The organism is Falsibacillus pallidus (genome assembly GCF_050990905.1).
In the GTDB taxonomy this organism is placed as follows: domain Bacteria; phylum Bacillota; class Bacilli; order Bacillales; family DSM-25281; genus Falsibacillus; species Falsibacillus pallidus_A.
Window position 1 is genome coordinate 974,119 of sequence record NZ_CP158866.1, and the last position, 21,786, is coordinate 995,904.

Below are 21,786 nucleotides of genomic sequence, written 5' to 3' on the forward strand. Positions count from 1 at the left end.
CGCTTATCGGGATAATTGACAGGAATGCTGAAAAAACTAGAGGGTGCGAAGGTTTTCGGTTCAGTCTTTTGTTTGTTTTTAACGAGAGGGAGAGATGCAGCCATGGATTGGAAGAAACGGAGAGAACTCATAGAGGTAAAGGATCTGTTAGCTCAAACCGCAGTCGGAAAAAGACCAGCAGATATGGTCATTCAAAATGGACGGCTAGTAAATGTGTATACAAAGGAAATCCTTGAAGGGATGGATATCGCCATAACTGAGGGGAGAATTGCGTTTATTGGTAATGCTGATCACACAATCGGGTCGGATACGAAAGTCATTGAGGCAGAAGGCAGGTTCCTTGTCCCGGGGCTCTTGGATGGGCACATGCATGTTGAAAGCACGATGCTGAGTGTGACGGAATTTTCTAAAGCGGCTCTTGTAAAAGGGACAACCGGGATTTTTATGGATCCTCATGAAATTGCCAATGTGTTTGGGATGGAAGGCGTTAAACTCATGCACGATGAAGGGGGAAAACTTCCTCTGAAAGTGTTCACGACGATTCCTTCATGCGTGCCTGCCACCTTTGATCTAGAGGATGCAGGTGCATCGCTCGGGGTGGAAGACATCAAAGAAGGTTTGATGTGGGAGAGGGCAGCTGGTCTTGGGGAAGTAATGAACTTTCCTGGTGTGGTGTACGGTGATTCTTTAATGAGCGGCGAAATTTCGGCAACATTGGCTGCCGGGAAAACCGTGACAGGCCATTTCCCGAGTACGGATGAACGGATGCTTCAGGCATACATGGCAGCAGGAGTGACATCCGATCACGAAACAGTGGCGAAAGAAGATGGGCTGGCCAAATTGCGTGCAGGCATGCACCTTATGATCAGGGAAGGATCTGCGTGGCAGGATGTGAAGGAAGTCATCAAAGTGGTGACAGAAGACGGCGTCAATACGGAAAACATCTCGCTCGTCACAGATGATGTCTATCCCCAGACGCTCGTTGAAAAAGGCCACCTGAACCATGTCGTGAGAAGAGCGATTGAAGAAGGTGTCGATTCGGTAGAAGCCATCAGCATGGCAACCATCAGTCCTGCCCGCTACTTTCATATGGAAAAAGATATCGGAAGCCTGGCACCAGGTAAATGCGCAGATGTTTTGATAATGGATGATTTAAAAGAAATGGTTCCATCGACAGTTATTTGCGATGGGGAAGTGGTAGTGGAAAATGGAGCGATCTCCATCGATTTCCCACATTTCGACTACCCGGCTCATATTAAAGATTCAGTCAAATTAAAAGGAAAGCTGTCTTCTGAAGATTTCCTTATGAAGAGTAGATATCAAAAAGAAATGACTGGGGTTAATGTAATAAAAGCCGTTGAAAACAGTGCAAGGACGGTGAAAATGGAAGCAGAGCTGCCTGTCAGGGATGGAATCATCATGCCAGATTTAAAACAGGATATCATCCGCATAGCTTGCATCGAAAGGCATAAAGGGAGCGGTGAAATCTCGAATGCATTCGTCCATGGTTTTCAATTGAAAAAAGGAGCGGTTGCTTCTACAGTCGCTCATGATAGCCATAACTTGATTGTCATGGGAACAACTGAAGAAGACATGGCCTTTGCCGCCAACTCAATTGCTGATATCGGAGGCGGGATGATTGTTGTGGAAGATGGCAAAATCATTGGAAAAATCCCAATGCCGATTGCCGGCTTGATGTCCGATAAGCCTCTTGAACAAGTGGTGGAGGAAGTGAGAGGGTTAGAAGAGGCATGGAAGCATCTGGGCTGTCCCCTTCATGCACCATTCATGACATTCTCCCTTATAGCACTTCCCGTCATCCCGGAAATCCGGATCACCAATAAGGGCCTGGCTGATGTAAACGATTTTTCACTGATTGATGTAGAAAAATGAACCATCTTGCCAATTGGGAATAATGAAAAATAGGCAGCCTGCTAAATGGGCTGCCTATTTGATGCGATTTTATTTTGAAATAAGGATTCCATCTCCAATGGGTCTTTCACCTGTGGCATCAGATGGATGATTCACAAGCTTTCCGTTCACAACCATCGTTGAAGAACCGCCGCCGTCAAGATTCATCCCGTCCACTGCCCCAAGTTCCTTTAACAATTCCGCACTCTCTTCAAAGTTGACACCAATACTATTTTTTGGATTTCTGCCATCTATCGTTACAAGCAAAATATGGCCATCTGCTTTAACACCCACCAGCGTTCTTGGATGACGATATAAGGCAAAATGGTAGTAAAAATCAGAACTCCAATCAAACCCTTCCTCTTTGGCATCAATATCGATTTTTCCTTGATGCAGCAAGGACGGCCCACCATTTACAATATCCATTCCTTTTTGGATCTCCAATTCCTTCCCATTATTATAAACCTTGTTGGAAAGAGTCCATACTTGCTTAGACTTTGCTTGCTCTTTAAGCCAATCGGCAGCTTCCCCGGTTGCTGATAATACGGTTTGCCCATCTGCGATCGCACCACCTCGGCTGTCGCGAGTGGATACCACGTTGCCGAGATCATCCAGAACTATCTCAAACCCTTTGCCGCTCGGCGTATTCTTTCCATATGAAGCGTTAAATTCAATTAATTCACTATCGTCCGTACAGGTCACATCATGTTGAGGGGAAATGGTTGGAGTATCTTCAATTCCTCCACAGCTTCTGATTTTCCCTGGAGTTCTATTTATGCCATCAATCAGGTGGCTTTGCTGACTGGAAGTTCCAACCGAAAGCATCGTTTTCGCTTGACCAATTTCAGCATGATTATCATGAAGAATAAGGCTCGTCCGGTTTCCGACTGATTCACTTAACAATTTGCCGTTAGCTACTGAGATGCCTGCAGGATCACCAGGAGTCCCATCCTCTTGTCCAACCACGAAATAACCGCCGTTCGTACCTGCAATCGCATGTTTTCTTTCGACCATCGAGGAAACAGTTTCTTTCCCTTCTATTTGATCATTTGCTATAGAGGAACCTACTTTCCCTTGAAAAGTATTTGGATTGATTTCGATGACATGAATGTTCCAAGGACCAGTCGATTTTGAGGTTCCATCATACCCTGAAAAAGCAACACTTGTTCCTTCAATCCCTTTTTGAGACAGGCTTGCCTGTAACTGTTTGGCCTTGTCTTCGGATTCAAATTCGCCGATTCTTACTACATATCCGATCTCTTTTTGTTGAACGTCAGTCATAGAATGATTATCCTGTTTAACGGGATGTATCGTTGCTTCGTATCCCATTTTTCGCAATTCTTTCATTTTGTTTTCTGCTTCATGATTATTTTCGTAGAATGATACATCGATAGTATAAAATGATTTCTTTGATAAATACCCCCGATGAATAAGTGTGTATGTAGCCCCTTCAGCCAACTGGCTTACTTGGCGTGTTTCAGGCAGTTTATTTTTTCCTAATGAAAGCTGCTCCGGACGATCCGCAGCCCCTCTATCATTATGGTTGTCTTCTGCAAGTGCAGTAGAAGATAAAGTGGCGGCTGCCAATAAGGAAAGGAATGTTTTTCGTAGAATGGAATTATGCATGTTCATCCTCCTTCGTTTTCATAATAGAAACTTAGGATAACGTTTCTTTGTTAAAGGAAGATGTACATGTTCATAAATGTTTATGAAGAAAATATGATGAGTGTAAAAATGTTGTGCAATGCAAAACACTTTAACCTATAATTCTTCTAACGCTGCTCATCACAAATCAATCATTTTAATGACCTTGGCTGGATTTCCTCCAACAACTGCATTATCCGGTACATCTTTCACTACGACGGCCCCAGCTGCAATTACTGCGTTATCTCCAATGGTGACGCCAGGATTGATGATAGCGCCTCCGCCAATCCATACATTATCGCCGATGGTCACTGGCTTTCCGAACTCTTTCCCTGAATTCCTTTCATCTGGATGAAGGGGATGTGTTGCTGTATAGATGTGTACGCCTGGTGCGAGCATACAGTTATCGCCAAAGGTGATTGGACAGACGTCGAGCATGACACAGTCAAAGTTGGCATAGAAGTTTTCACCAACATGTATGTTGTATCCATAATCGCAGCGGAAATTCGGTTCCATATAAATGTTTTCTCCAGTTGAGCCAAACAGCTGCTTCAAGATGCGTGTATTTTCCCCATCTTCTTTCTCAAAAGGAGAATTGAAAAGGGCGGTGAGCCTCCGAGCTTCCGTCCTGCCTTTGATTAACTCAGGATCTGCAGCAACGTACATTTCCCCTGCAATCATTTTTTCCTTTTCTGTTTTCATGATTATCCCTCCGTGCATCATCTTTTTCATTTGCTGAAATTCATTGAAAACCTTTACAATCATACTATAGCAAAAGAAAAGATAGGGTGGGAGAATATGAGACAGCAATATATGTATGTATTGAAATTGATTCCTTCGTTAGTGGATGAAGCCAACTGGACGGAGAAAGAAAACGAGATTGTCAGTGAACATTTCGGTGTTCTTGTGAAGTTAAAAGAAGAAGGAAAACTCATCATGGCTGGAAGGACGTCCCCAGTGGATGAATCAACAATGGGAATCGTAGTATTTGAAGCTGAGTCGAGGGAAGAAGCAGCTGAAATCATGGAAAATGATCCTGCCGTTCAAAAAGGAATTATGACCGCTCAATTATTTGATTATCGTGTTGCTTTATTTAGTGAAGGGAATATAACAAAATAATAGATTGAAAGAAAAAAGCTGCTGGGTGCTATTTCCATGCAGCTTTTATTCATTAAATTCTATATTCCACCAAAAGAGTAGCCGTAATAAGGTTTTTCCCGGCTTCGATTGGCGTAGTACTTTTTGCCGCCTGGGCAAACGCAATGGGAATCGGTTCAGCAACAGAATGGGACTGCTCCACAATTTTAATCGGATTTGGTGCAGTATCCTTGCCGAGTGAAGCGGAGATGGTTTTTGCCTTCTGATTGGCATCATTCAAGGCAAGCTCAAGTGCTTTTTGATAAAAGCCTTCTGAATTAGAAAAGAGGAATTGAATGTTTTGCACCGTATTTGCGCCGCTCGCAACGGCCTGGTCAATCAGTTTCCCGGTGATTTCAGGCGTGCGGATAGTGACGGCTAATTGGTGGTTTACCTGATAGCCTCTTAGATTCTGCTTTCCTTCAATATAATCGTATTGAGGATAGATATTATATTCTTTTGTCTGAATATTTTCCCGAGGAATTCCCATTTTACCAATGGCATCGATGACACTGGTCGTCTGCTGGGCGTTTTCACTCTGCGCTGCTGCCAAGTCTTTATTCTCTGTGATGACTCCTAAAGAGAGGAGGACGGTATCCGGCGATGCTTTTATAGATCCTTCACCTGTGACTGTGATGGTGGTTTGTTTAGAGGAGGTGAACGACCTGTTTTGAGGCTCCTTCATCATTCTCAGAACAGCTCCCTAAATAGTTTCGTCATTAAGATATGGGAGAAAAAAGAATCTGTGAATCTGTTATGGATTTCTATTAATTTCCGACAAATTTTTCCCATGATTCAAAGGAGAAAACCGTTTGCACAACGAATAGATAAAGTAGGTCAACCTGTACATACAACTATAGAAAAGGTGGAAAATCAAAATGCACATTACGGTTTGGAATGAATACCGACATGAAAAAAAGAACCCGATTGTAAACGAAATCTATCCGGAAGGCATCCACGGCGCCATTGCCAATGCCTTGAAGGACGATGGATATGATGTTGACACTGCAACCCTTGATGAAGAATTGCACGGCCTTTCCGATGAGGTCTTGAACAAAACGGATGTACTGGTATGGTGGGGGCACATCGCCCATGAAGAAGTGTCCGATGAAATCGTCGATAAAGTAGTTGAACGAGTGTGGGCAGGCATGGGCCTGATTGTCTTGCACTCCGGCCATTTCTCAAAGGTTTTCAAGAAATTGATGGGGACTTCCTGTGATCTGAAATGGAGGGAAGCAGGCGAGAAAGAAAGACTTTGGGTAGTGGATCCAAGCCATCCGATTACAAATGGCATTGGGGAATATATCGAACTGCCGCAAGAAGAGATGTACGGGGAGCATTTTGACATCCCGGCACCGGATGAGCTTGTTTTCATGAGCTGGTTTGAAGGAGGAGAAGTGTTCAGAAGCGGCTGCACTTATAGAAGAGGAAACGGGAAGATTTTCTACTTCCGTCCTGGCCATGAAACCTATCCGACCTATCACAATAAAGAAATTCAAAAAGTCATTTCCAATGCAGTAAATTGGACTGCACCTCTCGACCGAGAAAGACCGGTTTACGGAAATGCACAGCCGCTGGAATCCATAAAAGAGAAATAAGAAGGAGGAAATACTTATGTCAAAAATCAAAGTGGGCGTCATTGGATGCGGCAGCATTGCCATCCACCGCCATATCCCTGAATATGCGAACCATCCTGCTGTTGAAATTGCAGCTTTTTGCGACATCCAAGTGGAGCGTGCAGAATATCATGCAGGAAAATATGATGCTAAAGCCTACTCGAATTACGAGGACCTATTGAATGATCCTGACATCCAGGCAGTAAGCGTATGTACACCGAACTACCTTCATGCCCCTATCACTGTTGCAGCATTGAAAGCAGGCAAACATGTCCTTTGTGAAAAGCCGATGGCGGTCTCTAATGAAGAAGCGGATTCGATGATTGCTGCGGCAAATGAAAGCGGGAAGAAATTGATGATCGGACACAATCAGCGCTTTGTCCGCTCCCATCAGAAGGCAAGGGACTTGATTGCTTCAGGCGATATCGGGAAAGTCTACAGTTTCCGCACAGCTTTTGGCCATGGAGGTCCAGAGGGCTGGAGCGTGGATGGAAAAGAGAGCTGGTTCTTTAAAAAAGAAGAGGCTTCGATCGGGGCAATGGGCGATTTAGGCGTACATAAAACCGATTTGCTGCGCTACCTCCTGAATGCAGAAATCGTCGAGGTGTCTGGATTTGCCGATACATTGGCAAAAGAAGCAAGCGTCGACGACAACGCCGTCTGTATTTTGAAAACGGATACAGGAATCATCGGAACCTTGGCGGCCAGCTGGTCCTATACAGCCGGTGAAGATAATTCCACGATCATCTACGGAGAAAAAGGCATCATCAGACTGGAAGATGACCCGGATTATTCCCTTATCGTCCAATATAAAAACGGTGAGACGGTCCGCTATGAATTAGGGAAGATTCAATCCAATGATGAAGGCGGACAGCAGTCATCCGGCGTGATCAATCATTTCATCGACGCTATTTTACATGATAAGGATGTACTGGTTCCAGGCGAAGAAGGGAAAAAATCACTCGCAGTCATCTTGGCTGCTATGGAATCCAGCCGTACCGGCAAGCATGTGAAATTGAACGGCTAACATCTTAAGGAAAGAGGAGCAGACATGAAGCAATTGCGAATAGGAATCATCGGGGTGGGAGGAATCGCAACAGGCAGGCACATCCCGGCGTTCCTCAAACTGGCTGAAACAGTGAAGATAACGGCGGTCAGCGATATCAACCTTGAAAGAGCGCAGCAGACAGCAGCTCAATTTGATATCCCTCATGTCTTTACACATTATCAAGACATGTTTCCCGAAGTCGACGCCGTTGTCATCTGTACACCAAATAAATTTCATGCAGAAATCACCATCGCTGCTTTAGAGGCAGGACTCCACGTTTTCTGTGAGAAGCCGATGGCAATGAGTGCCGAAGAAGCGGAGCGGATGATGGAAGCAGCCAAACGAAGTGGAAAGAAATTAGCTATCGGCTTCCATTATCGATTTATGAAGGAAGCCCGGGCAGCGAAGAAGATGATGCTGGAAAACGAAATCGGCCAGCCGCTTGTCGTAAGGATTCAGGCTCTCAGAAGAAGAAAAGTGCCCGGCTGGGGCGTTTTTACGAACAAGGAGCTGCAGGGCGGCGGAAGCTTGATCGACTACGGATGCCACTTGCTGGATCTCGCGCTGTGGCTGATTGGAAATCCGGAGCCGGTCGAAGTGTCCGGTACAGCCTATAACATATTGAGCAGACAGCCCGATGCAGTCAATATGTGGGGAAGTTTTGATCATGAAACATTTGAAGTCGATGATCATGTAACAAGTTATATCAAATTCGATAATAACGTGTCCCTCATGCTCGAAACCTCCTGGGCCGCCAATGTGGAAGATGATAAAGAAATGTTAAGCATTTCCGGTGAAAAAGGCGGAATGGAAGTTTTTCCATTCAGAGTGAACTATCCCAAGCACGGCATGCTTTTCAACAGCTCTGCAGCCTTTTTGCCCGGCGAAGAAGACTACGGATTGCAACAGGCTCGGAATTTTGCGGAAGCATGTTTAGGCAAAGAAGAACTGCTCGTCCAACCGGAGGAAGCATATCAGGTTTCCAAAATCATCGAAGCCATCTATAAGAGCAGCGAAACGAAGAGCAGTGTGAAATTTTAAGGAGGCTTATTTTATGAAACTAGGTGTATTTACAGTTCTATTTGCAGATAGATCCTTTACGGACATGCTTGATTATGTCAAAAATGCGGGGTTGAATGCAGTGGAAATCGGAACGGGCGGATATCCGGGGAATGCCCATTGTCCCCTGGATGAATTGCTGGAGAATGAAGAGAGCAGAAAAGAATACCTTCAGGAAGTAAAATCAAGGGATTTAACTATCAGTGCGTTCAGCTGCCATGGCAACCCGCTGTCTCCGGATGAATCGTTTGCGAAGGAATCCCAGGAGACCCTCAGAAAAACGATCCTACTCGCAGAGATGCTGGACGTACCTGTCGTCAATTGCTTCTCCGGCACAGCAGGCGACCATGAAGGGGCGAAATACCCGAACTGGCCGGTCGCACCATGGCCAAATGAATTCGGGGATGTATACAATTGGCAATGGGAAGAAAAGCTGATTCCATACTGGAAGGAAACAGGTGAATTTGCCAAGGCGCATGGGGTGAAAATCGGACTTGAATTGCATGGAGGCTTCCTCGTGCATTCACCATACACTATGCTGAAACTGCGAGAAGCAACTTGCGATGCCATTGGTGCCAACCTTGATCCAAGCCACTTGTGGTGGCAAGGCATCGATCCGGTGGGGGCCATCAAGATCCTGGGTAAAGCAGGGGCCATCCATCACTTTCATGCCAAAGATACCTATATCGATCAGGACAATGTCAATATGTATGGCCTTCTCGATATGCAGCCATACGGCAATGTACAGACAAGGGCATGGACATTCCGTTCAGTCGGCTGCGGCCATGGCATCCAGGAGTGGTCTGATATGATGAGCGCACTCCGGACCTATGGATATGACTATGTCGTGAGCATCGAACACGAAGATCCACTCATGTCCATTCCAGAAGGGTTCAGCCGAGCCGTCACCAACTTAAAGAGCATCCTGATTGAAGAGCAGCCTGCAGACATGTGGTGGGTTTAATTGACAGTTCATTCTAAAATCCTTAAGCTGCTTCATAAGCTCTAGTAATAAGTACTTTTGCCGCGGAAATCCAAAAAGAGGTGATGGAGTTGAAAGAAACTCAAGAGACAACGCATACCCAGGAGCAAGTCCAAAGCGAAGACAATAAGATATACACCCCTTTAGAAGATTTGCTAAGGGCAGAAGGGAACCCGCCAAAGGACTATTCCAAAGTCGGATCATTGCCGAAAGGAATCCGCCTTATTGGATATATCCTGATTGGCGGGATGGCGATCATGACATTGGCTGCCATGGTGCTTAGTTTATTTAATTGATACGATGAAACAATCGATTTCTATTCGTTGAAAGTGAAAAGGCGCATTCCTGATTGGGAATGCGCCCTTTTATGGCACAAAATAATGATCCTTCCGATATGCCATAGCTTCCATAGAGGCAATCAATTCATCACCAGAGAATACCTTGATATTATACCAGGCCGTCCGGTAGTTTTTCTTTTCTTCAACCGCTTCCGCACGCAATACAGCACCTTTTTGCCCCGCAGACATAAAGTTGACAGTAGTGGATAGGCCGACGCATGTCCTGCCGTAGGAATTGCAGGCAGCTGCAAATGCAAAATCCGCTAGTGCAAAAATGACTGCACCATGGATGGTCCCATGGGAGTTCACCATATGGTCAGCCGTTTTTAATTCTGCCGCTGCACTCCCTTCGCCGATCTCGACTAACCGGATGCCCATTGAACTGGCATATGGCTCTTTTTCAAATAAGTTGAAAATCTCTTCTTTGTATTGGTGATGCCGTTCACTGTCGCCTAGTTGACTCATAAAAAAACCTCCCCCTTGAAATTTCCAACAACATTTATATCTAGTTTCATCTTTTCGAAAAATTTCGTCAACCATTGTGAAACTATTTTTAAAGAAAAGAAGTATAGATTAATACCATTCAAAATAGGAGAGGATCAAAATGGATTCCATCAATCGACCAGTAATAAAGCTAAAAAAATCCCCATTACAAATCATTTTAAATAGTTTCGGCATCATCGCATTTGCAGGAACTATTTTTTATGCCTTGCTTTCATGGGGCGATTTGCCCTCCAGAATCCCGACCCATTTTAATGCGGCGGGAGAAGTGGATGGCATGGGGGCGAAGGGGTCGATATGGGCACTTCCTGTCATTGGCCTCTTCCTTTGGATCGGCCTAACCATTCTTGAAAACTATCCACACGTTTATAATTACATCAATCTGACGGAACAAACGGCAGAACGCCAATATAAAAACGCCGTAATGATGGTCAACGTCTTGAAAAATCTTATCATCGTTCTCTTTTCCTATCTGACATGGGTGGGAATCCAAATAGGAAAAGGCATCCAGGAGGGGCTTGGGACTTGGTTCCTGCCGGTGTTTCTCGTTCTGATCCTTGGGACGGTCATTTTTTTCATTGTGCGGTCGGTTAGAATTTCGTGATTCGCAGCGTCAGCTGTTCAGGTCAATATAAGTATGCAAGTATGAATATAAAAAGCTCTCCATCACTAAAATGGAGAGCTTTTACTATGTGGCCTACATCGGATAATAGATAATCATGCTCAATCTTGTCAAAGTATCCCCCGAATTATGGTAAGAATGCGGCTTATCGACTCTGAACCTGATAGAGTCCCCATTTTTCACTGTATATTCAATATTATCCACACGGACTGTTACTTCTCCTTCATAAACCGTCAAATATTCCTCGGTTCCTTCTCCATGGGACTCTGAGCTTAGATACCCGCCTTTATCAATCTCAACGGAGAAAACTTCAAATCGCCGATCATCTTCAAATGGAAAAAAAGGATACACTCGATATTTTCCGTTATCCTCTGAAAATGTTTGAACATCTTTTTTAAAGATGACTTTCGTATCCGGCTGTGGATTATTTATCAAGGATGTAAATGAAATCTTCAGGCCATTGGCAATTTTCCATATCGTAGTAATGGTGGGGCTCGATTCTCCCCGTTCGATCTGGCTGATCATGGTTTTGCTTACCCCGGTATTTTCAGCGACCTTTTCCAGACTCAATTTTTTCCGTTCTCTAAAAGCTTTTAAGTTTTTGGCAATGATTAAATTTATATCTTCCATGTGAATCCTCCAAATAATTCATTTACAATATAGTGTCTGAAATGTACAATATAACAAACAGACGTTATGTTGTTCTTTTTGTACAGTATAACATACATCAGGAGGAGATACTTTTGGCTATTGCATCATTTATCCTCTATATCTTTGTAACAGCGTATACTCCAGGTCCCAATAACATTATGGCCTTGGCATCCGCAAATAAGCATGGGTTTAAAGGGACCATCAAGTTTTGTTTGGGAGTCGGAGCAGGATTTTTAATCATTATGCTGTTGTGCAGTTATTTTAATCTTCTTCTGAGAACCACCATGCCAAAAATAGAATTCAGCCTTGCCATCTTTGGCTCGTTCTATATGGTGTATTTAGCTGTGAAGATAATGTTCAGTAAAGAAACACAGTCTGAAAGCGATGGGAAAAATAGCTATGGTTTTTCTACAGGGATGCTCCTGCAGTTCATCAACCCTAAAGTCATTTTATATGGAATCACAGCTGTTTCGTCGTTTATCCTGCCATTTTATCACTCTCATATCAGCTTGATGATATTTTCGCTGATCTTAGCTCTCGTCGGTTTTTCAGGTACAGTATGCTGGACCGTATTCGGAGCATTATTTCAAAAATTCTTATGAAAATACAGAAGTCAGTTTAACTTTGTAATGGCGATGCTGCTTATTTATAGTGCATTGTCTATATGGATGGAAAATTAGGGGGATTTTCCACCTTTGGATTGCCCCTTTGCGCGAAAAATCATCTTCTATGAGTCAAATTTTAGCCTTATGCGCCAAAATCCACCTGCTATGCGCCATTCGAACACGGCTATGCGCGAAAAACCCACTCTTATGCGCCAGCGGCCAAAAAGTCAGCCCCATTCGACAAAAACCGGGGCGTGACAGTCACCTGGGGTAAACGACATAATTCGGGGCGTGACTGTCACCTTAAAGGCGATGGGAGCAGGCTTTCTGGTCCTGGTCGTATTCGGGATGGCATTTTCTCGAATGGCTTTGAAAAAAACAGAAAAGGGAGCCGCTGTCGTAAAAACGGGAGCCGTAATCGGGAAATAAAACATAAAGACGCTCAGGCCCTGGTCTGAGCGTTTTTTGCTGCCTTCTTTAATGAAAGGCTGGTCATCCTTTGAAACGTATCGCATTTTTTTCCCGTCTGTAAAGGTAAGAGATTTTTAGGGAGGATTGTCGATGAAAAAAAGAAGATGGTTTATTGCAGCAGGCGTGGTTGTGCTAATTGGCATCGCGCTCTTCGCATACATTTATTTGTTTCACAGCTACGGAGGAAGTTTTTATACTAATGCACACAAGAAAAGCGATAATGCATCATTGGAGTTGAATTCGGATGCCAATGGAAATGGGATTGTGAATAAAGATGAAATTGCACAAGAGGCGGAAAAGCTTGCGGGGACCCTTTACGATCCGCTCAAAGGCGGCGTTAACAATACGGGTGGAAAGCTTGGCTTCATTGTCTGCATCGATGTTCCTCGCATAGCCTACGGAAAAGCAGGAATCTCATTGGCGGGCCTCTTGAAGGAAGACTACGAGGAGCACCCGGAGCGATATCAGACAGAAAGAGGAGCCAATACACCTGATACTCCTTACTTTTATCGCAGAGTCCGAAACGTATACGACTTTGCAGAAGGAAACGGGCTTCTCATCAAAAAAGCAGAAAAGCCCCAAGTGGGAGACATCGTTTTCTATAGCCGCTACCACGCAACACTTGTCACGACAGTCCATGCCGACGGTACATACAATGAAGTAGAAGCACACCCGAAACTCATATTCGTCCAGGAGCACAAACGAAAAAAATGGACCCCAAGAGACGTGGCGAGAATTTTGAAATAAGAAATATTTATAGTTTCCGAGACTTATTTTATTGAACTGTACAATATATGAGTTGAGTAGAGCGAAAGGTGCTCGACTCCGGAGGGATCAGCGGGACAGGTGAGACCCCACAGCGAAGCGAGGAGGCTCACTGCCCGCCCCTCGGAAAGCGAGCATCCTGAAGAGGAAATCAACAGCAGGGTTCAATAACCATCATTAAAATAAGACAGTTTAAAAAATTCTGAAATATTATTGACAGGAAGAAAATTTATGGGTATTCTAGGCTTAAATATAACACTAAATGATAATAACGAAAATATTTCGTTATACGTTTTAAGGCATGCCTAGGAGGGATATAAAATGATTCTTCACAGCATAGAAACGAAATCGAGAAGTGATATTGAAGAGGAACAGCTGGAACATTTGAAAAAAACGGTCGATCACGTTTTCAAAAATGTTCCTTTTTATCGTGGCCAATTCGAAAAGCTGAACATTTCCTCAAAGGACCTGAACCGGATCGATGATGTAAGAAAACTTCCCTTTACAACCAAAAAAGACTTGAGGGACCACTATCCATTCGGACTATTTGCTGTCCCGCAGGCAGAAATCGTCCGCCTTCATGCATCTTCAGGGACGAGCGGGAAATCAACCGTCGTGGGGTATACAAAAGAAGATATCAAAAGCTGGACTGAAATCGTCGCGAGAGCCATCGCCATTGCCGGAGGAAAAAAAGGGGATATCCTGCATAACGCCTACGGGTATGGATTATTTACCGGCGGTCTTGGCCTTCATTATGGCGGGGAAGAACTCGGGGCGTCGGTCATTCCGATATCCGGAGGAAATACGGATAGACAGATTGAAATCATCCAGGATTTCAAACCGCGAATCCTTTGCTCCACACCTTCCTATGCTTTGAATATTGCTGAACGAATGATAGAACTTGGGATTGACCCTTCTTCCACCTCTTTGGAAATCGGGATCTTCGGGGCTGAGCCATGGTCGGAAGAAATGCGGAGGACGATTGAAAAGACTTTCGGCATCAAAGCATGCGATATATATGGCTTAAGCGAAGTGATCGGGCCTGGGGTATCCATGGAATGCCATGAAGCGCAGAACGGACTTCACGTAGCGGAAGACCACTTCCTGGTAGAAGTCATCGATCCCGCCACATTAGAGCCTGTCCCAGATGGAGCAGATGGGGAGCTCGTTTTTACAAGCTTAAAAAAGGAAGCGCTTCCAATCATCCGCTACCGGACAGGGGATATCGCCTCCATGACCCGTGAAAAATGCTCGTGCGGCCGGACGACGATCCGGATGAGCCGGGTGAAAGGCAGGATTGATGACATGATCATCGTGAGGGGCGTGAATGTATTCCCTTCAGAGGTTGAACATCATTTGCTGCAGATCCCTGATCTTGTCCCGCACTATCAGCTGCACCTCCATAGAACATCCTCCTTAGACACAGTTGAATTGCATGTCGAAATGACAGACTCACTTCATGAACATACTTCTAAAGACGAAAACCATCCGATGCTTCAGACATTGAAAGCGGAAATCCGCGAACGCATAAAATCTTTTTGCCTCATATCTGTTGAAGTCAAGATCCATAGACCAAAAGGAATCGAACGCTCTCAAGGAAAAGCGGTCAGGGTGGTCGATTACCGGAAGCAGAAGCAGCTCCATTCTTAAGTTCTCACCATCAAAAGAAAAAAGGGAAGGGGATTGTCATGTCTTTATTGGAATTCGACAACCTTACAGAAGAAGAGAAGTTGGCCAGCTTTATGGCAAAGATTGAGGCCGGGGAAAAAATCGAAGCCGATGATTGGATGCCGGATGAATACCGGATGGCCTTGATCAAACTGATTTCTATGCATGGAATTAGTGAAATCATGGGGGCACTTCCAGAAAAAGAATGGGTGCCAAAAGCACCGACATTAGGCAGGAAACTAGGCATCATGGCAAAGGTCCAGGATGAAATGGGCCATGGGCAGCTTCTCCTCCGGGTCACAGAAGACCTGATGAAGCCGCTCGGGAAAACCCGGGAAGATTTAATGGATGATCTCCTGACAGGAAGGCTCAAGTTCCATAATGTCTTTCATATGGAAGCACCGACATGGGGGGATGCGGGATTGATCGGTTGGCTTGTCGATGGAGCCGCCATCATGACCCAGACCAATATGCTGGGCGCATCGTACGGTCCATATGCAAGGGCGCTTCAGCGCATCTGTGCCGAAGAGGTATTCCATGCGCAGCACGGCGAGGCAATAATCATGGCGCTTGCAGAAGGGACAGACGAACAGAGGGAGATGGTGCAGGATGCCGTCAACCGCTGGTGGCCATCACTGCTGATGTTCTTCGGACCGGCAACTGCCAGTACAACCGGATCTTCCAAACAGGATATTACGATCAAATACAAAATCAGGACGAAAACCAATGAACAGCTGCGACAGGATTTCTTCTCAAAGTATGTTCCAAGAATCCTTTCACTCGGTTTGACAGTCCCTGATCCAACGATGTCTTATGACAAAGAAAAAGATGAATGGACATACGCACAGCCTGACTGGAGCGAATTCAAGAACATCATTTCCAATAATGGGCCAAAGTCGGCGTCAAGACTCGCCTTAAGGCGGACAGCCCATGAAAATAACCGCTGGGTCAGGGAAGCCCTCAGCAGCGGTGAGTATGCAGGGTGAGGAGGGGTAGCAATGGACGAGAAAAAGAAAGTGGATGAATTTTATCAGGTGTTCGAAGTTTTCAGTAAACGCACGCCATCAGCCAATTTCCAGCACCAATTCAGCCTGCTTGCGCCTAACCGTGAAATGGCCTTTGTCATGGCACAGGAAAATTTCATGAGGCGTGAGCCTGTCGTCGATATATGGGTTGTGAAAAGGGATGATATCCGAATGATGGAGCCTGATGAACGGGCCAGTCTCCAAAGGCTGGATAATAAAGACTACCGTACAGCAAAGGGATACGGATATTTAAAGAAGAAATGGCGCCAGTATGAGCAGCAGATGCTCGATGAAAAGGAAATCATGTCATGGGGGGAGTTAAAAAGTGAAAAAAGTAAACACACCGCAGGAAGCGAAGCTAAATCCTGAGTATCAATCTGCACTTCGTGAATTGCTTTATCAGCTGGCGGACGACGATTTCCTGCATGCGTTCCGGGGTTCGGAATGGCTTGGGCTTGCCCCTCACATCGAGGAAGATGTCGCATTCTCTTCAATCAATCAGGACACAATGGGGCATGCAGCCATGTACTACAGCTTGCTTGAAGAATTGGGAGAGGGTTCGGCTGATGATCTTGCACATCTCAGGGATGCGGGAGACCGGAAAAATGCGGTTTTGCTTGAGCTCGTCAACGGATCCGGCACCTACCTTGATGAACCGAGATATGATTGGGCTTTTACCGTGGTCAGGCATTATTTCTATGATACGTATAAAAAGTTGAAACTCGAATCTCTTAAACTGTCATCCTATCAGCCTCTTGCTGATGCCGCTGTCAAAATCAATATGGAGCAGTATTACCATGTCATGCACTGGAAAGTATGGTTCCAGCAGCTTTCCATGAGTAAAGGGGAAGGCAGGGAAAGGATGCTAGAAGCCATATCCAGGGTGTGGAAGGACTTTGGAGGCGTGCTCTCCTACGGCCCATTGGCAGCTGAACTTCACAGGCACGGCCTTGTAGAAGAAGAACAGGCATTTAAGAAGAGATGGGAGTCTGCCATGAAGCGGATTTTGGAGCAGGTCGAAGTCACTTGGCCGGGAGAGCCCGGTATGGAACTCGGAGATGGCAGGTCAGGAATTCATACCGCTGACCTTTCAACAGCCCTCGAAACATTGAGTGAGGTATGCCGCTCCTATCCTAAAGCCGTATGGTAAGGAGGGATTTAAGGTGATCATCCAGGAGGGAATAAAGGAGTCGATCCTAAAGAAACTTCATGAAGTGAAGGATCCGGAAATAGATTCTGTCAGCATCATAGATTTAGGCATGATTCACTCTGTCCAAGCATATGAAAAAAGTGTTGTGATAGAAGTTCTGCCGACCTTTGTTGGCTGTCCGGCTTTGGAAATCATCAAAAATAACATCCATTCAGCAGTGAAAGAATTGCAGATTGGAAGAGAAATAGAAGTTCATTACCGCTATTCGCCGCCATGGACTTCGGACCGAATCAGCGAGCAGGGCAGGGAGAAGCTGAAGGAATTCGGGATTGCCCCTCCACCTGTCTTTTTAGAAGGAGAGGAAATGTGGAGAGTCAATTGTCCATATTGTGATTCCGAATACACAACGCTGGAAAATATTTTTGGCCCGACCGCCTGCAGAAGCATTCTATACTGCAAGTCGTGCAAAAACCCATTTGAAGCAATGAAACCAATTTCTACATTAATGTAGACCAAACCTAAGGGGGAAAAAACATGTTTAAAATGATCGCAATGTTCAAGAAGCCGGAAGATACGGAAAAATTTGATGAGTACTACTTCGGGACGCATATTCCTTTGACAGAGAAGATTCCCGGCCTTCAGCGCGTGGAAGTCACTAAATTCGCAGGGGATGCGCCGTATTATATGATGTGCGAAATGTATTATGAAAATAAAGCGGCATTCAAAGAAGCATCGAAGACAGAAGAGTCCAAAGCATCCGGAAAAGACGTCATGAAGCTTGCAGGCGACTCCGTGACATTTATGTTCGGTGAAACCACTAATGGATAATTTTCACCATATTGAAGTCGAGATTGAGGGAGTGCTTGGCCATGTCCGGTTAAACCGGCCAAAGGTGCTAAATGCCATCAATCGGGCAATGGTGTCAGAAATCCTTGCTGCCTTTGAATACATGGACAGGGAAGAGAACGTGAGAGCCATCGTTCTTTCCGGGAATGGCCGTGCATTTGCAGCCGGGGCTGACATAGATGAAATGGCCGATGAGGGAAGCATCGACTTCGAACGCTTGAATCAATTTGCCGATTGGGACCGAATGGCTGTCGTCAAGAAGCCAATTATTGGAGCGGTGCATGGATTTGCCCTTGGAGGAGGATTCGAATTGGCGCTCGTCTGCGATATCCTTTTTGCCGCAGAAGATGCAAAATTCGGCTTCCCTGAAGTGAATTTAGGGGTGATGCCAGGAGCAGGCGGCACTCAGCGGCTCACCAAACTCATCGGTAAGACGAAAGCGATGGAATGGCTCTGGACGGGAGAGATGCATCCTGCACAGGAAGCCTGTGAGCTTGGGATCATAAACAGGGTGGTAGCCCCTGAAGTGCTTATGGAGGAAACGAAGAAATTTGCCCTCCAAATAGCAGGGAAGCCGCCTCTTTCCGTCAGGCTGATCAAGGACAGTGTCTTGAAAGCCATCGATTATTCCTTATATGAAGGCATGCAGTATGAAAGGAAAAACTTTTATCTATTGTTTTCATCAGAGGACCAAAAAGAAGGCATGAGAGCATTCGTTGAAAAACGCAGACCGGACTTCAAAGGAAGATAGGAGGTGGAAAAGGGTGTACGAAACGATTTTATATGAAGAAAAAAATCAGACGGCGTGGATCACGTTGAATCGGCCTGATAAATTGAATGCTTTTACACAGCAGATGAATGCAGAACTGCTGAAGGCATTTAAATCCATCGCTAAAAATCAGGAAGTACGGGCAGTGGTCGTAACAGGTGCCGGAAGGGCCTTCTGTTCAGGCCAGGATTTGGCAGATGTAGACGAAGAAATGGATCATGGAGAGATTCTCCGCAAAGGCTACAACCCTTTGATATCTGCCATCAGCAGTTTGGAAAAGCCCGTCATTGCGGCTGTGAATGGTGTTGCAGCAGGAGCGGGATTGAGTCTGGCTCTGGCCTGTGATTTCCGCCTTGCTTCAGAGAAAGCGAGTTTCATGGAAGCCTTCATTCATGTGGGATTGATTCCGGATTCAGGGAACCTCTACTATCTTCCGAGGTTGATCGGGCACGCCAAAGCAATGGAGCTTGCCGTTTTAGGAGAGAAGATTCCGGCAGACAAAGCATTAGAACTCGGACTTGTGACGAAAGTCGTCAATCTTGAAACCTGGGAGCAGGAAATCGGGGATTTTGCCGCCAGGCTGGCAGCAATGCCGACGAAAGCCATCGGGCTCATCAAGCGTTACCTTTACCAGAGCTGGGACTCAGATCTTCCGGAAATGCTGGAGAAAGAAGCATATGCCCAGCGGATTGCAGGAAAATCAGAAGACCATTTGGAGGGATTGCAGGCTTTCAAAGAAAAAAGAAAGCCGATATTCCAAGGGAAGTAATATAGAAGGGATTGGGAGAAGCGTAAAGCGAATTCTGATCCCTTTTTAAAAGGAGGGAATTTCATGAAAAACATTGCTGTGATCGGATCAGGGGTAATGGGCAGGGGGATTGCCTACGCGGCGGCACTTGGCGGATTTTCAGTCAAATTGTTCGACGTCCATCAGGATGCCCTGTTTAACGCAGAAAAAGAGATTGCATCGATTTTTGAAAAAGGGCTGGCAAGAGGGAAGATATCCGTCTCTCAAATGGAAACTTCAAAGGCTGCCCTTCAATATACAGATAATCTGCAGGAAGCAGCGGAATCCGCAGATCTGGTCATCGAAGCGGTACCTGAAAAAATCGCTATAAAAAAAGATGTATTTGAAAAGCTTGATGCATGGACAAAGGAAGAATGCATCTTGGCCACCAACACCTCTACGATGAGTCCGACCGAAATTGGTTCATTTACGAAGCGTCCGGATAAGGTCATCGCCATGCATTTCTTCAACCCCGTACATAAAATGCCGCTTATTGAAATCATCAAAGGATTGGAGACAAGCGAGGAGACAGTCGGAATAGTCAGGGAATGTGCCGAATCCATGGGGAAGGAAACCGTGGTGGTCAATGAATTTCCAGGATTCGTCACAAGCCGTATTTCCGCACTGGTCGGCAATGAAGCCTTCTATATGCTCCAGGAAGGAGTCGGGTCACCAGAAGAAATAGACAAGGCCATTAAACTCGGACTCAATTATCCGATGGGTCCATTTGAACTTGGAGATCTGGTCGGGTTGGATACAAGGTTGAATAACCTTGAATACCTTCATAAAACATTGGGGGAAAAATACCGTCCTGCCCCATTATTGGTCAAATACGTAAAGGCTGGCAGGCTCGGCAGAAAGAGCGGGCGCGGCGTCTACGACTATACAGTTAAGGAGTGAAGGCATATGGAGACTGCAGTCATCATTGATGCTGCCAGAACACCGATTGGCCGCTATAAGGGAGGGCTGAAGAAAGTCCGTCCTGATGATCTCGGGGCAGCCGTCATCAAAGCCATATTGGATCGAAACCCTGAAGTCCCGCCTCACGAAATCGAGGAAGTGGTGCTTGGCAATGCCAATCAAGCAGGGGAAGACAACCGGAATGTAGCCCGGATGGCCGCTTTGCTTGCGGGTCTTCCCGTTGAGGTCGCTGCCACAACCATCAACCGCCTTTGCGGATCAGGACTTGACGCAGTCAATTATGCCGCAAGGGCAATCATGGCAGGTGAAGGGGATATTTTCATTGCTGGCGGCACGGAAAGCATGACCAGGGCTCCTTTGGTCATGGCGAAGCCGGAAAAGGAATTTCCAAGAGGGAATATGGAGCTTTTTGATACCACCATTGGATGGAGATTCATCAATCGAAAGCTTGAGAAATTGTATGGAACTGATTCAATGCCTGAAACGGCTGAAAATGTGGCAAGAAAGTATGGCATAACAAGGGAAGAACAGGATCGATTTGCGTTTGATAGCCAGCTGAAGGCAAAAGCAGCGATGGAAAAGAACCTGTTCGAAAAGGAAATCATTCCGGTTCATACGTGGGATGACAGGCGTCAGCAGATATCCGTGGCAGTGGATGAACACCCTCGTCCGGAAACGACCCTTGATAAATTGTCCAGCCTGAAGCCTCTATTCGAAGGCGGGACAATAACGGCCGGAAATGCCTCCGGAGTGAATGATGGAGCATCCGTCCTGCTTCTGATGAGCGAATCCAAAGCAAAAAAACTCGGGTTGAAGCCTCTTGCAAAATACCGGGTATCCGCAGTAGCCGGTTTGGAGCCTTCCATCATGGGGATGGGGCCAGTGCATGCCGTGAGAAAAGCTCTGCAAAGAAGCGGGATGACAGCAAGCGATATCGATTTGATCGAGTTGAATGAAGCATTTGCCTCGCAGTCGATTGCCTGCATCAATGAGCTGGATCTTCGTCCAGAAATCGTGAATGTGAATGGCGGGGCCATCGCATTCGGCCACCCGCTTGGAGCCAGCGGTGCCAGGCTTTTGACCACGCTGCTCTACGAAATGAAGAGGCGGAACTCAGAGACAGGCCTTGCCACGATGTGTGTAGGTGTAGGACAAGGGATTGCATCCATTGTTGAAAATATATAAACACCCTCCTTCACGAAGTCCCTATCCTAAACAGGAAACATGGCACATATGTGCATTTTCTGGTAAACTTTGTTCAAAAATTGGT

At 45.6% G+C, this 21,786-nt stretch carries 24 protein-coding genes and 1 pseudogene; 20 read left to right on the forward strand and 5 right to left on the reverse strand.

Annotated elements, in window-relative coordinates:
- Positions 1 to 102: 102 nt before the first annotated feature.
- Positions 103 to 1,893, forward strand: a complete 1,791-nt coding sequence (ade, locus tag ABTV07_RS05295; protein WP_433748364.1) for an adenine deaminase — start codon at positions 103 to 105, stop codon at positions 1,891 to 1,893.
- A gap of 69 nt (positions 1,894 to 1,962) precedes the next feature.
- Here ade and ABTV07_RS05300 read toward each other — a convergent pair whose 3' ends face one another.
- Positions 1,963 to 3,537, reverse strand: coding sequence for a phosphodiester glycosidase family protein (locus ABTV07_RS05300; RefSeq protein WP_433748367.1), 1,575 nt, complete (start codon positions 3,535 to 3,537; stop codon positions 1,963 to 1,965).
- A gap of 159 nt (positions 3,538 to 3,696) precedes the next feature.
- The gene (locus ABTV07_RS05305) at positions 3,697 to 4,260 is read right to left on the reverse strand and encodes a maltose acetyltransferase domain-containing protein (RefSeq protein ID WP_433751110.1); all 564 of its coding nucleotides are present in this window, start codon (positions 4,258 to 4,260) and stop codon (positions 3,697 to 3,699) included.
- Positions 4,261 to 4,353: 93 nt separating this feature from the next.
- Between ABTV07_RS05305 and ABTV07_RS05310 the strand changes: the two genes are divergently transcribed.
- Positions 4,354 to 4,674: a YciI family protein gene (locus ABTV07_RS05310; protein ID WP_433748370.1), complete on the forward strand. Its 321-nt coding sequence runs from the start codon at positions 4,354 to 4,356 to the stop codon at positions 4,672 to 4,674.
- Positions 4,675 to 4,726: 52 nt separating this feature from the next.
- On the opposite strand, the gene ABTV07_RS05315 is transcribed toward ABTV07_RS05310, so the two are convergent.
- Positions 4,727 to 5,380 carry an SIMPL domain-containing protein gene (locus tag ABTV07_RS05315; RefSeq protein WP_433748373.1) on the reverse strand — a complete coding sequence of 218 codons (654 nt, stop codon included), beginning with the start codon at positions 5,378 to 5,380 and terminating at the stop codon, positions 4,727 to 4,729.
- A 190-nt stretch (positions 5,381 to 5,570) separates the two neighbouring features.
- Between ABTV07_RS05315 and ABTV07_RS05320 the strand changes: the two genes are divergently transcribed.
- From ABTV07_RS05320 to ABTV07_RS05340, 5 genes are all read left to right on the forward strand, one after another.
- Positions 5,571 to 6,290, forward strand: a complete 720-nt coding sequence (locus ABTV07_RS05320) for a ThuA domain-containing protein (RefSeq protein WP_433748376.1) — start codon at positions 5,571 to 5,573, stop codon at positions 6,288 to 6,290.
- A 16-nt stretch (positions 6,291 to 6,306) separates the two neighbouring features.
- A complete protein-coding gene (locus tag ABTV07_RS05325; protein WP_433748379.1) occupies positions 6,307 to 7,335 on the forward strand; it encodes a Gfo/Idh/MocA family protein in 1,029 nt (342 codons plus the stop codon).
- Positions 7,336 to 7,359: 24 nt separating this feature from the next.
- The gene (locus ABTV07_RS05330; RefSeq protein WP_433748382.1) at positions 7,360 to 8,397 is read left to right on the forward strand and encodes a Gfo/Idh/MocA family protein; all 1,038 of its coding nucleotides are present in this window, start codon (positions 7,360 to 7,362) and stop codon (positions 8,395 to 8,397) included.
- A 13-nt stretch (positions 8,398 to 8,410) separates the two neighbouring features.
- A complete protein-coding gene (locus tag ABTV07_RS05335) occupies positions 8,411 to 9,379 on the forward strand; it encodes a sugar phosphate isomerase/epimerase family protein (RefSeq protein ID WP_433748385.1) in 969 nt (322 codons plus the stop codon).
- Between the two features lie 89 nt (positions 9,380 to 9,468).
- Positions 9,469 to 9,693, forward strand: a complete 225-nt coding sequence (locus ABTV07_RS05340; RefSeq protein WP_433748387.1) for a hypothetical protein — start codon at positions 9,469 to 9,471, stop codon at positions 9,691 to 9,693.
- A gap of 69 nt (positions 9,694 to 9,762) precedes the next feature.
- Here ABTV07_RS05340 and ABTV07_RS05345 read toward each other — a convergent pair whose 3' ends face one another.
- Positions 9,763 to 10,200: a PaaI family thioesterase gene (locus ABTV07_RS05345; protein WP_433748390.1), complete on the reverse strand. Its 438-nt coding sequence runs from the start codon at positions 10,198 to 10,200 to the stop codon at positions 9,763 to 9,765.
- Positions 10,201 to 10,339: 139 nt separating this feature from the next.
- Here ABTV07_RS05345 and ABTV07_RS05350 point away from each other — a divergent pair, with 139 nt between their 5' ends.
- Positions 10,340 to 10,840 carry a DUF1648 domain-containing protein gene (locus ABTV07_RS05350; RefSeq protein WP_433748393.1) on the forward strand — a complete coding sequence of 167 codons (501 nt, stop codon included), beginning with the start codon at positions 10,340 to 10,342 and terminating at the stop codon, positions 10,838 to 10,840.
- 93 nt (positions 10,841 to 10,933) lie between these two features.
- Here the strand turns inward: ABTV07_RS05350 and ABTV07_RS05355 are convergent, their stop codons facing one another.
- Positions 10,934 to 11,488: a helix-turn-helix domain-containing protein gene (locus ABTV07_RS05355; protein WP_433748396.1), complete on the reverse strand. Its 555-nt coding sequence runs from the start codon at positions 11,486 to 11,488 to the stop codon at positions 10,934 to 10,936.
- 113 nt (positions 11,489 to 11,601) lie between these two features.
- Here ABTV07_RS05355 and ABTV07_RS05360 point away from each other — a divergent pair.
- The 12 genes and pseudogenes from ABTV07_RS05360 to ABTV07_RS05415 all read left to right on the forward strand — a co-directional run bounded on the left by ABTV07_RS05360 (position 11,602) and on the right by ABTV07_RS05415 (position 21,701).
- Positions 11,602 to 12,189, forward strand: a pseudogene (locus tag ABTV07_RS05360) (LysE family transporter).
- Positions 12,190 to 12,675: 486 nt separating this feature from the next.
- Positions 12,676 to 13,332, forward strand: a complete 657-nt coding sequence (locus ABTV07_RS05365) for a DUF1287 domain-containing protein (RefSeq protein ID WP_433748398.1) — start codon at positions 12,676 to 12,678, stop codon at positions 13,330 to 13,332.
- Between the two features lie 339 nt (positions 13,333 to 13,671).
- Complete coding sequence (locus tag ABTV07_RS05370; RefSeq protein WP_433748401.1) at positions 13,672 to 15,000, forward strand: phenylacetate--CoA ligase family protein; 1,329 nt, start codon at positions 13,672 to 13,674, stop codon at positions 14,998 to 15,000.
- Positions 15,001 to 15,038: 38 nt separating this feature from the next.
- The gene (paaA, locus tag ABTV07_RS05375) at positions 15,039 to 16,004 is read left to right on the forward strand and encodes a 1,2-phenylacetyl-CoA epoxidase subunit PaaA (protein WP_433748403.1); all 966 of its coding nucleotides are present in this window, start codon (positions 15,039 to 15,041) and stop codon (positions 16,002 to 16,004) included.
- Between the two features lie 12 nt (positions 16,005 to 16,016).
- The gene (paaB, locus tag ABTV07_RS05380) at positions 16,017 to 16,412 is read left to right on the forward strand and encodes a 1,2-phenylacetyl-CoA epoxidase subunit PaaB (RefSeq protein WP_433748406.1); all 396 of its coding nucleotides are present in this window, start codon (positions 16,017 to 16,019) and stop codon (positions 16,410 to 16,412) included.
- Complete coding sequence (gene paaC, locus ABTV07_RS05385; RefSeq protein WP_433748408.1) at positions 16,369 to 17,193, forward strand: 1,2-phenylacetyl-CoA epoxidase subunit PaaC; 825 nt, start codon at positions 16,369 to 16,371, stop codon at positions 17,191 to 17,193. Before paaB ends, paaC begins: the two co-directional genes overlap by 44 nt.
- Positions 17,194 to 17,209: 16 nt before the next feature.
- A complete protein-coding gene (gene paaD / locus ABTV07_RS05390) occupies positions 17,210 to 17,704 on the forward strand; it encodes a 1,2-phenylacetyl-CoA epoxidase subunit PaaD (protein WP_433751112.1) in 495 nt (164 codons plus the stop codon).
- Positions 17,705 to 17,727: 23 nt separating this feature from the next.
- Positions 17,728 to 18,021, forward strand: a complete 294-nt coding sequence (locus tag ABTV07_RS05395; protein ID WP_433748410.1) for an EthD family reductase — start codon at positions 17,728 to 17,730, stop codon at positions 18,019 to 18,021.
- Positions 18,014 to 18,790 carry an enoyl-CoA hydratase-related protein gene (locus tag ABTV07_RS05400; RefSeq protein ID WP_433748412.1) on the forward strand — a complete coding sequence of 259 codons (777 nt, stop codon included), beginning with the start codon at positions 18,014 to 18,016 and terminating at the stop codon, positions 18,788 to 18,790. The genes ABTV07_RS05395 and ABTV07_RS05400 overlap by 8 nt, the downstream gene beginning before the upstream one ends.
- A 13-nt stretch (positions 18,791 to 18,803) precedes the next feature.
- Positions 18,804 to 19,577 (forward strand): enoyl-CoA hydratase-related protein, encoded by a 774-nt coding sequence (locus tag ABTV07_RS05405; RefSeq protein ID WP_433748414.1) that lies wholly within the window; start codon positions 18,804 to 18,806, stop codon positions 19,575 to 19,577.
- A 63-nt stretch (positions 19,578 to 19,640) separates the two neighbouring features.
- On the forward strand, positions 19,641 to 20,495 hold the full coding sequence (locus tag ABTV07_RS05410) for a 3-hydroxyacyl-CoA dehydrogenase (RefSeq protein WP_433748416.1): 855 nt from the start codon (positions 19,641 to 19,643) through the stop codon (positions 20,493 to 20,495).
- Positions 20,496 to 20,501: 6 nt separating this feature from the next.
- Positions 20,502 to 21,701 carry a thiolase family protein gene (locus ABTV07_RS05415; RefSeq protein WP_433748417.1) on the forward strand — a complete coding sequence of 400 codons (1,200 nt, stop codon included), beginning with the start codon at positions 20,502 to 20,504 and terminating at the stop codon, positions 21,699 to 21,701.
- The last annotated feature ends 85 nt before the right edge of the window (positions 21,702 to 21,786 follow it).